We start from the raw sequence: 14,049 nt of genomic DNA, 5'->3' as shown, positions 1-14,049 counted from the left end.
GTCCCGTCCTAAAATGTGTTTACACATTGAGGACGAATTATGACTACTTCAAATACTACCTACGTTAAGCGTACTCAGCGTGATTACACACTACAATGAACGCAATATCGCTTCGCTAGACTCTTCGATTAAATCCAACACCAATTCAAAGCCATTTCCCTCACCATAATAGGGATCGGGGACCTCTTGATATTGTGACTCTCCAAAGCTTAAAAATAACGCAAGCTTGTATTGGAAGTGAGCTGGACACTGGCTCATTAAGTCGTCTAAATTGGCTCTATCTGCCGCGAGTATCAGGTCAAATTCTTCGAAGTCATTATCAACCACTTTACGAGAAATAATCCCCTTAAAGCTGTAGCCTCGCTTCTCTCCTGCAGATTTCGAACGCGAGTCTGGCGGGTTGCCTTGATGAAAACCAATCGTCCCTGCAGAGTCAACCACAACGTCAATATCCAGTTGTTGCGCTTTCTTCCTTAGTACCGCTTCACCTGTTGGCGAACGGCAAATATTCCCCATACAAACCACAAGTATCTTTTTCATCCCTAATCACCTGTTCTTCCGATGGTTTTTGCTATCGTTAAGTTAGGCTATGATAGGCGCAATCACAACTTAAAAGGATTTGTTATGTCGACTGAAGACAACAAAGAACAACGCCACAAAGCAAGACAACAGAAAGTAAAAGAACAAGTCGATGCTCGTGTCGCTGCAGCACAAGAAGTAAAAGGCCTATTGTTGGTTATTACTGGTAACGGTAAAGGTAAATCAACATCCGGTTTTGGTACGATTACACGTGCAGTCGGCCATGGTAAGAAGTGTGCCGTCGCTCAGTTTGTAAAAGGAACTTGGGATAACGGCGAAAAGAATGTCCTGCAAAAGCTCGATGTAGAGTTTCAAGTGATGGGTACTGGCTTTACTTGGGAAACTCAAAACAAGGCTCAAGATATCGAAGCCGCACAGCGCGTGTGGAAAGAGTGTAAACGCATGCTAGCCGATGAGTCGATTGATGTGATTCTGTTTGATGAACTGACTTACATGGTGAGTTACGGCTACATTGAACTGGATGAAGTGGTAGAAGCACTGAATAACCGTCCGAAAATGCAATCCGTGATCATTACTGGCCGTGGAGCACATCGCACTTTAACGGACATGGCCGATACCGTGTCTGAAGTTCGTAACGTAAAGCACGCTTTCGAGTCTGGAGTTAAAGCTCTGCAAGGCGTTGACTGGTAATCACATTAAACCAGAGATCCCCTTCTCGCTCATTCTTCCCTCTCGAGGATGACGCCCACTAGACTGTCACGCTCTTAACCACCTATCGTCATTCCCTAGAGCGAGTGACGCGTGTCATAGAGAATCTTTCGAAAGTATTATAAGCACCCAAACAAAAGCGCCATTCCTACCGTAGGAATGGCGCTTCTTTTATATACGAGTTAAAAACGTTTAGTTAAAGAAACCTTTCAATAAACCATCAACTGCTTCTTTAGTTTTCTCGTCTTTGAACTTGTCCGTCAGCTTGTTCACACCACGGTCAATTTCTTTCTGTGCTTTCTGCTTCAACACATCATCAAAAACAAGTGCGAATTTCGGGTCAGCCCACTGGCCAGTTACCTTAATTGGGATTGTCACATCTTTCAGATCGTCAATACTCTTACCGCCCTGACCTTCAAGTGAACCCACAATTGATGTACGCACCAGGAAATCGACCGTTTCATTGATGAAGTTTGCTTTACCTTGACCTGTCACGCGTAACAATGGCGACTGTGCTGATAAGTCGGTAGTTGAAACCCAACCTTTATCCACTTTCAGCGTCGCTTTCATTGCACTGAAGTCCGTTTTTTGAGCTTCATTTGTGCTTTCAACTTTCTCGCCCTTGATCTTAGCGTAGTTTTCTCGAATCAGTTGAGCTACGTTGATGCCGTTAACTGCACCATCTTCAAAGTTAATCGCGATAGTACCAACTAGGTTCTTCTTAATACCCGTCGGAGTCAGGCTCTTACCTTTCACATTAACATCGATATTGCCCGTACCTTCCAGCATATCGTTATCCGCAACATCAATCAGTAACGGTTGTACTTTCACGCCTTTGATTTTCTTCTTAGCCGTGTAAGTCGCCGGTGTTTTACGAGCGTCTAGCTTAGCCGTAGCTGAAATAGAACCTTGGTAAAGATTCGATGTGAATGAAGTCAATTCAGCCACACCGCGGTTAACTGAAAATGCCGTTTTAACATTCTGCATTTTCGCGTTGTTCGCCTTGAACTTATCAATCGTGATGTCACCTTTCACGTCTAACGTTTTCAGAGCCGACAGATCAGGTTCCACTTCTTTAGCTGGAGCTGAACTACCAGAGTTTGACGTTGAGCCACCAGCAGAACCAGAAGGAGCAGTGCTCGCTGTTTCTGTTGTATTGCCTAAGCCTAGGAACTCGTCCAAATCAATATTCGGGCTATGAAGAGAGAAACGAACCTTTGGTATTTCAGATAGGGTTACGTCTGCTTTACCATCTAATGCAATAGCGTTAGCTTGTAGCTTCTCTAACACAAAGCTCAGGTGGCTCTTGTTAAGATCGAAGCTTAAGTCAGACAGCATGTCGACTTTCATTGGAGACTGAGGAAGCGTGTCGCCTTTGAATGTTGAGTCTAACGTTAATTTGTTCAGCGTTACTTTTGAAATCGCGCTATCAACAGTAAGTTCACCGCCACCTTTAAGATCAAGGTCAAGGCCAGCCGCGTTACCGATTACAGCGTAAGTCAGTTGGTTTACCTTATCGAACTCAAACGTATTCAAGCCAATTTTTGCTGACTCAATCGACGTCGATGGATCATTGAACTTAGCGTTTAAGTCAATATTACGAAGTGCGTAACTTGCGAAGCCTTCAGCTAACTTGAATTCTGCACTGCCTTGTGCAGAGAATTTCTGTTGATTGTTTTCACCAGAAGCGGCGAAGGTTGCCGTTGTCCATGTATCCACAGCGAACTCAGATAAGTTCAAAGACACATCGTATAACTTAGTGAATGAACCCGCTTGCTTGTCGTCCATTTCAAACAGTGCGTTTGATACAGTGACACCTGCTAGGTTAATCGTCCAACCAGATGCTTCCGTTGCGCTTTGTTCTTGAGGTGCTGGAGCTGATTCAGTATTGGTATCTGCAGCTGGTTCAGACTCTTGAGGCGCTGACGCTTGTGTTAACGCATCAATGTTCTTGCGACCATCTTTAAGCGTTTCTAAATAAAATTCTGCACCGTCTAGAGTGATGTTGCCGATCTCTAGTTGGTTGCTAAATAGCGGAGTAACCGAAACATCAACGCCAACGGTATCAACCTTGAATAGATTTGGTTGAGTGAACCCTTCTGGGTTACGTAATTCAGTTTGACCAAGTTCAAAGCCAATAGATGGGAAGAATTGCCAGCTGATATCGCCCTCGATCACGAGCTCTAGGCCAGTGTGTTTTTGGGCTTGTTCGACAATTAATGGCTTAAATTGGTTGGGATTCACTAACAGCACTAGTGCCAGAATTGCTGCAATGACAACAGACACTGGTACAGCTATGAAAATGAGTAGTTTCTTCATCCGCATATTCCTTGCTTAGATTCCAAAAGAAAGTGGCACTATAAAAGTGCCACTGATTCGGTAAAAAATAAAGCTAAGTGAGTCACTTAGGCAAAATTTTATTCGATTAAGACTTCAACAACTTCGCAATGTGCGCTTTTAGCACATCAATCGCAATACGGTTTTTACCACCACGAGGAACGATGATGTCTGCATGTTGTTTTGAAGGCTCGATAAACTGCATGAACATTGGACGTACTGTTTGTTGGTATTGCTTAAGTACAGTGTCCATTGTACGACCACGCTCTTCTACATCACGCTTAACACGGCGTAGTAGACAGATGTCTAATGGTGTATCCATAAACACACTTGCGTGCATTAGTTTACGAAGACGCGGGTCTGTTAGAAGCAGAATACCCTCTAAAATGATCACTTTCTTAGGAGTAAGTGTAGTCGTTTCAGAAGTACGTGTGTGCTCTGTGTAGCTGTATTCAGGAACTTCTACGGAGTTGCCACTCATTAGCTGCTGTAGATGTTCACATAAAAGATCATGATCTAGTGCATTTGGGTGATCGTAGTTAGTTTTAACACGCTCTTCCATACTCAAGTGGCTTTGGTCGCTGTAATAGCAATCTTCCGTGATAACACCAATTTGATGGTCGCCTACTTTTTCGCGCAATTCATTATAAATTGTACTAGCAATCAGACTTTTTCCTGAAGCTGAAGCGCCAGCGATACCTACGATGACACATTGATTATTATCAGACATTAATTTTGCACCCGATATGGTTTGGTGGTGGGAAGAGATAAACCGCCTGATTATAGGGGCTAAAGCACATAGATTCTAGTCGCGATTTTAGCTAATTGCAGTCAAATTGATGATCTTAATACATTTACTTAAGACAATCGTTTGCTTTCAAATAACTTGCCTACAACTATTTGCACAACCCCAAAGGCTATCAGCCTAAATCCAACCGCTGTTTATCTAATCCAACACGATTTACACGACATTAAGAGTGGCCAACTTTATTCAACTATCGAGAAGTTAATCGCTTCTGGTCTCGCCTTGCCGGTCCAGAACATCTTCGCAGCCACATTCTCAGCAAGCTCTAAGTAATGACGCGTATGTTCACTATCTGGACGACGAATCACCGTCGGACAACCTGCATCGATGTCTTCTCGCACATCAATATGAAGAGGGATCTGAGCCAAAATATCGAGGTAAAACTCTTCTGACATGGCTTCAGCACCACCAGCACCAAAGATATGCTCTTTCTCACCACAGTGACTACAAATATGATAGCTCATGTTTTCAACTAAGCCTGCGACTGGCACACTCACCTTATCAAACATCGCTACGCCTTTACGCGCATCCGCTAATGCCAAATCTTGAGGTGTAGTCACCACTACCGCGCCTGTCACTGGGATCTGTTGTGACAATGTCAGTTGAATATCACCCGTACCAGGTGGCATGTCGATAACAAGGTAATCCAACTCTGGCCATACGGTTTCATTAACAAGCTGCCCCAAAGCCTTAGCTGCCATTGGGCCTCGCCAGATTGCCGCATCGTCTTTCGACACAAGATAGCCAATAGAGTGAGTGAAAATGCCATGAGCTTCGATTGGCATCATCCATTTGTTGTTCTGTACTTCTGGTTTTGCGTCTAGCTGGCCGAGCATCATAGGCACTGATGGGCCGTAGATATCCGCATCCAACAAACCCACTTTTGAACCAGACTTAGATAACGCAAGCGCAAGGTTAACTGACGTCGTCGATTTACCCACCCCACCCTTTGCCGACGTCACGGCGATTATATTCTTAACCCCCTTCAATGGCGTCGCGACAGTGGTTTCCAGCGCAGACGGCTTCACTTTTACTTCAAACTGAAAAGCGCTAACAAGTTGTTGTTCAATCTGAGAGTGGATCCACTGTTCCAATTCAACCGCGAGCTGATTAGCAGCAAAAGGTAAGGTGATAACAAATGATCCACGCGGATCAACCGAGACAATATTTTGGTGTAGCGCCCACTCTGGGATGAGGATTGGTGACTCGAACTCATTCAACCATGAACAGAAATCTTGCTTAGAAGTAAAGTTACGCATTGGGGCTCCTTTTTTTATTTATGCTATCACCCACGAGATGAAGACTGAACCCCTAAAAAACTAAGGGAATCCTTTGTCTGATACCTTGGCGTATCACACGTTATAAAGTAGTATTACCTCTCAAATTTATACCTATCAAAAAAGCGAATTATTAAGTATGGCAACTGATCCAAGACAACTTTTGGTAACTTGTGCGCTTCCGTACGCTAACGGCTCTATTCACCTTGGCCATATGCTTGAGCATATCCAAGCTGATATCTGGGTTCGATACCAGCGTCTGCGTGGCAACACTGTAAACTTCATCTGTGCTGACGATGCTCACGGCACGCCAATTATGCTTAAAGCTCAACAGATGGGTATCACGCCAGAAGAGATGATCGCTGCTGTTAGTGAAGAGCACCAAAAAGACTTCGCTGGCTTTGATATCAGCTTTGATAACTACCACAGCACACACAGCGAAGAGAACCGTGAACTGGCTTCACACATCTACCTAGAACTTAAAAAGAACGGCTTCATTTCTAGCCGTACTATTTCTCAGCTTTTCGATCCTGAGAAAGAGATGTTCCTACCAGATCGCTTCGTAAAAGGTACTTGCCCTAAGTGTAAGTCAGAAGACCAGTATGGTGATAACTGTGATAACTGTGGTGAGACATACAGCCCAACTGAACTGATTAACCCTAAATCAGCGGTTTCTGGCGCAACTCCAGTAATGAAAGACTCTGAGCACTTCTTCTTCGACCTACCTCAATTCGAAAGCATGCTTAAAGAGTGGACTCGTTCTGGCTCTCTACAGAATGAAACTGCAAACAAAATGCAGGAATGGTTTGAGTCTGGTCTGCAACAATGGGATATCTCACGTGATGCACCTTACTTTGGCTTTGAAATCCCAGGCGAAAAAGACAAGTTCTTCTACGTATGGCTAGACGCACCTGTTGGCTACATGGCTTCTTTCAAGAACCTATGTGACAAGCGTGACGATCTAAACTTCGATGAATACTGGAAGAAAGACAGCACAACTGAGCTTTACCACTTCATCGGTAAAGACATCGTTTACTTCCACAGCCTATTCTGGCCAGCAATGCTAGACGGCGCAGGTTTCCGTAAACCAAACAACGTATTCGTACACGGCTACGTAACAGTAAACGGCGCGAAGATGTCTAAGTCGAAAGGCACATTCATCAAAGCGAGCACGTACCTAAACCACCTAGACCCTGAGTGTCTGCGTTACTACTACGCTGCGAAACTAAACAGCCGTATCGATGATTTAGACCTTAACCTTGAAGACTTCACTCAACGTGTAAACGCTGACGTAGTAAACAAGATTGTTAACCTAGCTTCTCGTAACGCAGGTTTCATCACTAAGCGCTTCGAAGGCAAGCTAGCTGCTGAATTTGCAGAACCAGAGCTTTACAACGAATTCGTTGCTGCCGCTGAGCGTATCGGTGAGCTATACGAATCTCGTGAATTCAGCCGTGCTATTCGTGAAATCACCGCACTAGCGGATAAAGCTAACCAGTACATCGATGAAAAAGCACCTTGGGTTCTTGCAAAAGAAGAAGGCAAAGAAGCTGAGCTTCAACAAGTGTCTTCTGTAGGTATTAACCTATTCCGCGTACTGATGGCTTACCTAAAACCAGTGATGCCAGAGCTTGCAGCTCGCACTGAAGCTTTCCTAAACGAAGAGCTCACGTGGGAAGCGATTGCGACTCCACTAACTGATCACGAGATCACTAAGTTCAAAGCACTATTCAACCGTATTGATCCTAAGAAAGTGGAAGCAATGGTTGAGTCTTCTAAAGAAGATGCAGCCGCTGAAGCAGCAGCGAAAGAAAAAGCAGAAGCTGAAAAAGAACAAGCAAGTCAAACTGAGCTAGACAAAGAACCAATCGCAGACGAGATTGAGTTCGATGCTTTTGCAGCAGTAGACATGCGTATTGCTCGTATCATCTCTTGTGAAGAAGTACCAAAAGCGAACAAACTACTGAAGTTCCAGCTGGACATCGGTGGTGAGACTCGCCAAGTATTCTCTGGCATCAAGTCAGCATACAAACCTGAAGAGCTAGAAGGCAAGCTAACCGTAATGGTAGCAAACCTAAAACCTCGTAAGATGAAGTTTGGCATGTCGGAAGGCATGATCCTAGCAGCGGGCCCTGGCGGCAGCGACCTATGGATCCTTGAGCCACACGAAGGTGCTCAACCTGGTATGCGTGTAATGTAATTCTGATTTCAGTCAGATAACAAGCACTCATAACTAAATCCCTAATGCACTTTTAACTTGAAAGAGTTAATAAGCATTGGGGATTTTTTATATCTACCGAAAATAAGCGTTCTCTGTTAGAGTCGCCGTCAACTATGCTATGTAGAGTAGAAATTGGTTTGTCGACGATAATGGACTAACCAACACCTCTTTACTCTAAAACCCTTTTTAGGAATCCCCAGTGACTAACAACGAAATCTTGCGTCGTATTCAACACGCACTAAACCTTAAAAATGCACAAATCATCAAAGCAATTGAACAAGCTGATGTAACCGTTGCTCATGACCAAGTGATTAACTGGCTAAAAGACGACAACGACAAGTCATGCTCTAAGATGAAAGATAAAGAGTTAGCAGTATTCCTAAATGGTTTCATCAACCTTAAGCGTGGTAAAAAAGAAGGCGAACAACCTAAACCTGAAGTTGCACTGACTAACAACATGATTTTCATGAAGCTTCGAATTGCATTAAACATGAAAGCAGAAGATGTTTTGGACGTACTAGAAGTGGTTGGCATTAGCTTGAGCAAGTACGAAATCGGTGCTTACTTCCGCAAACCAGAAAACAAAAACTACAAAGTGTGTGAAGACCAACTACTTTGCGATTTTCTAAACGGTGTGCAATTTACCAATCGCCCAGACTCAGAAGAGTTTGCGGGGTAAGTTGCTACTCATAGATAAGTTACTATTTATAGGTAAGTATCTGCCCCACTGGTAAGTTCTAGCAACTATCAATAAATAAAAAGCGGCGAGATAATCAAATTATCTCGCCGCTTTTTTGCTTTCTTTACGTCGTTTACTTAATAAGTAAACCAACCTAACCGTACTTTAATGAAAAAACTTAGCTGTCGTCTTCTGTAAAATTCGTTGGCAATGTCGTTTTCATTTCATTCCAAATTTGCGCACTTGCGATACCGTAGTTACGAATCACTAATGGCAAAGTTTCGCGCTCGCCACTTTCGCAGATAATGAACAACTCTTTATAAAAGTCCATCGCTAAACGTCGTGCTTCTGGGTTAGAGAAGTAGTAGCTACCGATACGGTCATACAGTTTACGCACACCGTTAAAGATCAGGCCGTAAATCTGGTTGCCTGAGTGAAATGCCAAACGCTGGAAAAGCATGTAGTCATAGAAGTTGAAAGTCTTCGCGATTAAAATCGTCTGACGTTTCGCTTCATCTTTTTCCGAATCTTCTTTTACCGCTTGTTTGATCTTGTCAGCGTATGGCGATGATTCTAAGAACTCATCCCAAGTCGGTGCCGCAAGTAGCGCTTCACAAGATTCAATCACGTTACTGATCGTACGTTCTGAAGCTTCTTTATTTGCTTTAAATGCATAACGCATAAAGATCGGGCTGATATTCGTGCGCGCAGCAAGCAAGTCTTCTACCATTTTGCTTGCGTTATCAACGTCTAACGTCATTAACGTATCTAGGATATGAAGACCTGAGGTTTCCATAAACTGATTAACTTTAGTTGGCTTGCCGTGTTGGATTGTCAACCAACCGTCGCGAGCAAGACGTTGTAGTACTTCACGAAGCGTAGTACGTGTAACACCAATCAGCTCAGAAAGCTCACGCTCTGCGGGCAAGATAGAACCTGGAGGGAAACGGCCATTCCAAATACTTTCAATGATATACTTTTCTGCAAATCCTGCCGGGCTCTTCGCCTTAATGACCATCTACACTTCAATCCAATTTAATTATTCTGTTCTAATTTACTCATCATACCACTAGTTCACACCTAGCGGAAACACCCGCAAAAATTTTACTCACTCAAAATAGCAGTAGAGTTAAAACTCTAAAGTTCAGCACGCCTTTGCACCCTAGATTTAGAAAGCAAGCGACTACAAACTACCATTTCAACAAATCATTAACACAACAAATTTTCTTTTAAATCAACGAGATTGGTCATATTTTCAAAGTTATTAATTTGCAATATTAAGTTGTAATAATCATATATAAACCGTCGTTATTCTGTAAATTTCAATCATTTCGCTGAAATATTGATTCTAGTCGGTTTTTATCACATTTTAAGTGGTATGCTTGCGCTACTTTGATCGCGTTTCTCAACAAAAAAGAGGTATTTTTAGGGCTACAGGGCTTTTCCTGTTGACTAAATGTTATCTAAGAGTAGAGTTGCGCTCAAAAATAAGCAGTGCTTGAGTTTCTAAGGGAGTGACTTGGCAAGACCACAGAACATTACATGGAATGTAGTTTTTCTAAGTCACTGTTAGTTATAGTTTTTAACAATTTCTATAGCTCGATTCTCAAAATGTTGTATTGCTTGTCTATTCATAATCAACATAAAAGAGTATTAACATGCCGATGTCTCTCGGAAACGCTTTTATCAAGAACTTCCTTGGTAAAGCTCCTGATTGGTATAAACTTGCCATCATTTCCTTTTTAATCATCAACCCGTTTGTTTTCTTCCTAGTTGACCCATTTGTTGCGGGCTGGCTGTTGGTGGTTGAGTTTATTTTCACTCTAGCTATGGCTCTAAAGTGCTACCCTCTTCAACCGGGTGGCTTATTGGCAATTCAAGCCGTCGCCATTGGCATGACCAAACCAGAAATGGTTTATCACGAGCTACAAGCAAACCTTCCAGTATTACTCTTACTTGTATTCATGGTTGCTGGTATCTACTTCATGAAAGAACTACTTCTGTTCATTTTCACGAAGATCCTGCTCGGCATCCAATCAAAAATCTTACTCTCTGTCGCTTTCTGTGTCGCTGCAGCGTTTTTGTCTGCCTTCCTAGATGCGCTGACAGTAATCGCTGTAGTTATTAGCGTTGCGGTAGGCTTCTACTCTATCTACCACAAAGTTGCATCGGGCAAAGGCACAACATCTGCGCACGATCATACTCATGATGAAGAGATCTCTGAGCTAACTCGTGATGACCTAGAAAACTACCGTGCTTTCCTACGCTCACTACTTATGCACGCCGGTGTTGGTACTGCACTGGGTGGCGTAATGACCATGGTAGGTGAACCACAAAACTTAGTAATTGCTAAGCAAGCGGGTTGGGAGTTCGGTGAATTTATCATCCGTATGCTGCCAGTAACACTGCCTGTTTTCTTCTGCGGTATTCTAACTTGCGCACTTGTCGAAAAATTCAAAGTGTTTGGTTACGGTGCAGAACTGCCAACGAATGTTCGCCAAATCTTAGTTGAGTTTGACAACAAAGAACGTGCAAACCGTACAAAGCAAGACGTAGCAAAACTATGGGTTCAGAGTGCAATCGCAGTTTGGCTGATTGTTGGCCTTGCGCTTCACGTCGCTGAAGTAGGTTTGATTGGCCTTTCAGTGATCATCTTGGCAACGGCATTTACTGGCGTTATCGAAGAGCACTCAATGGGTAAAGCCTTTGAAGAAGCACTGCCATTTACCGCACTTCTTGCCGTCTTTTTCGCGGTTGTTGCTGTAATCATCGACCAAGCTCTATTTAAGCCAGTAATCGATGCTGTACTTCACGTTGAAGATAAAGGCGCACAGCTCGCACTCTTCTATGTTGCCAACGGTATCTTGTCGATGGTTTCAGATAACGTATTCGTAGGTACGGTTTACATCAACGAAGTGAAAACTGCACTGGTTGAAGGCATTATCACTCGTGACCAGTTTGACCTACTTGCTGTTGCTATCAACACTGGTACTAACCTACCTTCTGTTGCTACACCAAATGGCCAAGCTGCATTCCTATTCCTATTAACATCAGCACTTGCTCCGTTAATTCGATTGTCTTACGGTCGCATGGTTATCATGGCGCTGCCATACACCATCGTATTGGCACTGGTTGGCCTAGCAGGCATTGTGTTCTTCGTAGAGCCAATGACAGCATGGTTCTACGATGCTGGTTGGATCATTCAACGCACTGGTGAAGTCGTCGCTCCAGTTATCTCTGGTGGTCACTAAGCTAAACACTGTGTCGCAAACCACAATAACTATAACTAACTAATCAAAAATATTAGTTGATTAGGAAACTTATCCAAGATAAAAAGCTCTGAGTAATCAGGGCTTTTTTATTTTATAGACGGGATTAAATTCGTGAACTTTTTTGCAATGCTTAAAGACTTCTCTAAGGGACGTTTATCTTGGCTTTTACTGCTGGCTTTTATTGTCTTTTTTGAGGCATGCGCTCTCTTCTTCCAACACGTGATGATGCTTGGCCCTTGCGTAATGTGCATCTATGAACGCGTTGCGATGCTTGCTATCGGTGTTGCTGCAATCATTGGTGCTATCTCCCCTCATAACCCAATATCACGTTGGTTAGGCCTTGCTGGCTGGGGATTTGGCGCATACAAAGGTTTAACGCTGGCTTTAGAACATGTTGACTACCAGTTTAATCCGTCTCCTTTTGCGACTTGTGATCTGTTCGTGACTTTCCCAAGCTGGGCACCTTTAAACCAATGGGCTCCGTGGATGTTTGAGGCTTACGGCGACTGCAGCAAGGTTGTGTGGCAGTTCTTAGAACTTTCGATGCCACAATGGCTTGTGATTATCTTCGCGGGTAACTTAGTTGCTTTCGGTTTTGTAGTGATTTCTCAATTCGTTAAATCAAAGAATGACTAACAATTAGCTCATCATCTTCAAAAACAAAAAAGTCGACCCAAAGGTCGACTTTTTTATTACTTAAATTTTGGGCACTTAAAGAAAGTCTGTTATTCACTCAAGCTAAGTTACTCAACAATCCGAGGTTAGCTGTTTTTACCGCAGCATTGTTTAAACTTCTTACCACTCTCACAAGGGCACAGGTCGTTTCGACCAATATCTTTAAACGGGTTCACGCTCTGGGATTTATTGCCCAGCATCGCTTCATCCGCTGCCATAGCCACTTCTGAAATCATCAGATCGACTTGACCCACTAAATCGGCAAGCGATGGTGGGTTAGTAAGCCCTGCAGCGATCATTTGTTGTTGAGTTTGTTCTTCATCAATCGCCAACATCAACGTTGTTAGGAGCGCTTGCAACATTCGCAAAGTGCCATCCGCAACGGTCACGCTCTGCCACTGCTCTTCCACTGTTGGCCAAACCATCATGAAGCCTTCAGAAAAATCGGCGAACTGCTCGTTAAAGTCACCTTCAGCCAAGACGTCTGTCAGTAAATATTCATTACGCTGAATCAGGTTGTGCTGACGGTTAATCTGTTCTGTAACCGTTGTTACCAGCTCTTTACCCGCTTCGGGCGCTACGATAGCAATCCATTCTTCAGGATCGAGTGGCTTTGTCGCTAAGTTAGACGCAAGGATTGCACCTTCCATAAACTGCGGAGTAATATCTGTGATTGATTCTGGTAGGCTTAATAATTGATATGTCATGAAAGCTCTGGATATTGGGCATTTTCGATATTATAACGCCATACTCACCAAGATGTCGCCAACCACTTTCCTCTGTTTTCTCGCAAACAAACTTACGCAAACCATTGCTATTCAAATATCATCGACATTTTACTTATTTCGCTTTGATAATCAGAATATTGGGTGTAAAACGCCCACTGAAACATTCAGTTACATACAGGCGTATTCATCATGAAATCAAAGTCCCAAGGTTTTACATTACTCGAACTTATTGTGGTAGTCGTTATTTTGGGTGTATTAGCGGTAACCGCTGCGCCTCGTTTTCTTGGTGTTCAGCGGGATGCTCATGAAGCATTGGCGCAAGGTGCGTTTTCAGCATTTAGAAATAGTATCGATATGTATCACTCGCAATGGCTTGTCGATGGTGAGCCTACTTTTGATCAAGTGGTGAATTATGGTGAAGGTGATGTATATCCGTCAGAAACTGGGTTTCCAATCTCAGTTCTTGATACTCCGCCAGCTGAGACTCCACAAGTTAGCGGTGACCAATGTGTGGCACTTTGGAACTCTTTGATTGATTCTGATTTGGTCGCTCGTTCTCAATACGATACTGGCTTTATTTTGCCTTCTGATGAAGCCATTGTTAGTTGGTATACTGGAACACCCGAATGCTATTACTACTACACTCCAAGCTTTACAAGCTCTGAACGTTTACCCATTCTCTATTATTCACCAATTACCGGAGAAATAAGAGTAACTCGAGAAATGGCGAACACCGCTCCTTAGTGACAATCTAACTAACACGCCGTACAATCACGCCTCGAATTTTTCGGTTCACTCAGTTTCGGG

The 14,049-nt window shown here is 43.3% G+C and carries 12 protein-coding genes; 6 read left to right on the top strand and 6 right to left on the bottom strand.

Going from position 1 to position 14,049, the window contains the following annotated elements; translation table 11 throughout:
• Positions 1-90: 90 nt before the first annotated feature.
• Positions 91-540, bottom strand: a complete 450-nt coding sequence (locus AB8613_RS13915) for a low molecular weight protein-tyrosine-phosphatase (RefSeq protein ID WP_146492225.1) — start codon at positions 538-540, stop codon at positions 91-93.
• Between the two features lie 84 nt (positions 541-624).
• Between AB8613_RS13915 and cobO the strand changes: the two genes are divergently transcribed.
• The gene (cobO, locus tag AB8613_RS13910; RefSeq protein ID WP_146492226.1) at positions 625-1,230 is read left to right on the top strand and encodes a cob(I)yrinic acid a,c-diamide adenosyltransferase; all 606 of its coding nucleotides are present in this window, start codon (positions 625-627) and stop codon (positions 1,228-1,230) included.
• Positions 1,231-1,440: 210 nt separating this feature from the next.
• Here the strand turns inward: cobO and AB8613_RS13905 are convergent, their stop codons facing one another.
• From AB8613_RS13905 to apbC, 3 genes are all read right to left on the bottom strand, one after another.
• Positions 1,441-3,567 (bottom strand): AsmA family protein, encoded by a 2,127-nt coding sequence (locus AB8613_RS13905; protein ID WP_372383974.1) that lies wholly within the window; start codon positions 3,565-3,567, stop codon positions 1,441-1,443.
• A 106-nt stretch (positions 3,568-3,673) separates the two neighbouring features.
• Positions 3,674-4,315 (bottom strand): uridine kinase, encoded by a 642-nt coding sequence (udk, locus tag AB8613_RS13900; protein WP_086712923.1) that lies wholly within the window; start codon positions 4,313-4,315, stop codon positions 3,674-3,676.
• A 257-nt stretch (positions 4,316-4,572) separates the two neighbouring features.
• Entirely contained in the window at positions 4,573-5,649 is a 1,077-nt protein-coding gene (gene apbC, locus AB8613_RS13895) for an iron-sulfur cluster carrier protein ApbC (RefSeq protein ID WP_136981695.1), read from the bottom strand.
• Between the two features lie 157 nt (positions 5,650-5,806).
• On the opposite strand from apbC, the gene metG reads away from it, so the two are divergent.
• Both metG and AB8613_RS13885 read left to right on the top strand, forming a co-directional pair.
• Positions 5,807-7,867, top strand: a complete 2,061-nt coding sequence (gene metG / locus AB8613_RS13890) for a methionine--tRNA ligase (RefSeq protein ID WP_146492228.1) — start codon at positions 5,807-5,809, stop codon at positions 7,865-7,867.
• Positions 7,868-8,087: 220 nt separating this feature from the next.
• On the top strand, positions 8,088-8,567 hold the full coding sequence (locus tag AB8613_RS13885) for a DUF1456 family protein (RefSeq protein WP_010437231.1): 480 nt from the start codon (positions 8,088-8,090) through the stop codon (positions 8,565-8,567).
• Between the two features lie 178 nt (positions 8,568-8,745).
• On the opposite strand, the gene fadR is transcribed toward AB8613_RS13885, so the two are convergent.
• Positions 8,746-9,585, bottom strand: a complete 840-nt coding sequence (gene fadR / locus AB8613_RS13880; protein WP_060982306.1) for a fatty acid metabolism transcriptional regulator FadR — start codon at positions 9,583-9,585, stop codon at positions 8,746-8,748.
• Between the two features lie 640 nt (positions 9,586-10,225).
• On the opposite strand from fadR, the gene nhaB reads away from it, so the two are divergent.
• Together nhaB and dsbB are read left to right on the top strand one after the other, a co-directional pair.
• Positions 10,226-11,818, top strand: coding sequence for a Na(+)/H(+) antiporter NhaB (nhaB, locus tag AB8613_RS13875; protein WP_048659726.1), 1,593 nt, complete (start codon positions 10,226-10,228; stop codon positions 11,816-11,818).
• A gap of 147 nt (positions 11,819-11,965) precedes the next feature.
• Positions 11,966-12,475, top strand: a complete 510-nt coding sequence (gene dsbB, locus AB8613_RS13870) for a disulfide bond formation protein DsbB (RefSeq protein WP_285953276.1) — start codon at positions 11,966-11,968, stop codon at positions 12,473-12,475.
• Between the two features lie 125 nt (positions 12,476-12,600).
• Here dsbB and AB8613_RS13865 read toward each other — a convergent pair whose 3' ends face one another.
• Positions 12,601-13,221, bottom strand: coding sequence for an SEC-C metal-binding domain-containing protein (locus AB8613_RS13865; RefSeq protein ID WP_061018518.1), 621 nt, complete (start codon positions 13,219-13,221; stop codon positions 12,601-12,603).
• A gap of 210 nt (positions 13,222-13,431) precedes the next feature.
• Here AB8613_RS13865 and AB8613_RS13860 point away from each other — a divergent pair, with 210 nt between their 5' ends.
• Entirely contained in the window at positions 13,432-13,986 is a 555-nt protein-coding gene (locus tag AB8613_RS13860) for a prepilin-type N-terminal cleavage/methylation domain-containing protein (RefSeq protein WP_285953205.1), read from the top strand.
• Positions 13,987-14,049: the final 63 nt, after the last annotated feature.

Source organism: Vibrio sp. BS-M-Sm-2 (assembly GCF_041504345.1).
Taxonomy (GTDB): domain Bacteria; phylum Pseudomonadota; class Gammaproteobacteria; order Enterobacterales; family Vibrionaceae; genus Vibrio; species Vibrio satsumensis.
This window is presented reverse-complemented; position numbering and strand designations above follow the sequence as displayed.

Coding starts and splice junctions, on each gene's coding strand:
- metG (WP_146492228.1), top strand. CDS start 5,807: ATGGCAACTGATCCAAGACAACTTTTGGTAACTTGTGCGCTTCCGTAC.
- AB8613_RS13915 (WP_146492225.1), bottom strand. CDS start 540: ATGAAAAAGATACTTGTGGTTTGTATGGGGAATATTTGCCGTTCGCCA.
- apbC (WP_136981695.1), bottom strand. CDS start 5,649: ATGCGTAACTTTACTTCTAAGCAAGATTTCTGTTCATGGTTGAATGAG.
- cobO (WP_146492226.1), top strand. CDS start 625: ATGTCGACTGAAGACAACAAAGAACAACGCCACAAAGCAAGACAACAG.
- udk (WP_086712923.1), bottom strand. CDS start 4,315: ATGTCTGATAATAATCAATGTGTCATCGTAGGTATCGCTGGCGCTTCA.
- dsbB (WP_285953276.1), top strand. CDS start 11,966: ATGCTTAAAGACTTCTCTAAGGGACGTTTATCTTGGCTTTTACTGCTG.
- AB8613_RS13905 (WP_372383974.1), bottom strand. CDS start 3,567: ATGAAGAAACTACTCATTTTCATAGCTGTACCAGTGTCTGTTGTCATT.
- AB8613_RS13860 (WP_285953205.1), top strand. CDS start 13,432: ATGAAATCAAAGTCCCAAGGTTTTACATTACTCGAACTTATTGTGGTA.
- nhaB (WP_048659726.1), top strand. CDS start 10,226: ATGCCGATGTCTCTCGGAAACGCTTTTATCAAGAACTTCCTTGGTAAA.
- fadR (WP_060982306.1), bottom strand. CDS start 9,585: ATGGTCATTAAGGCGAAGAGCCCGGCAGGATTTGCAGAAAAGTATATC.
- AB8613_RS13865 (WP_061018518.1), bottom strand. CDS start 13,221: ATGACATATCAATTATTAAGCCTACCAGAATCAATCACAGATATTACT.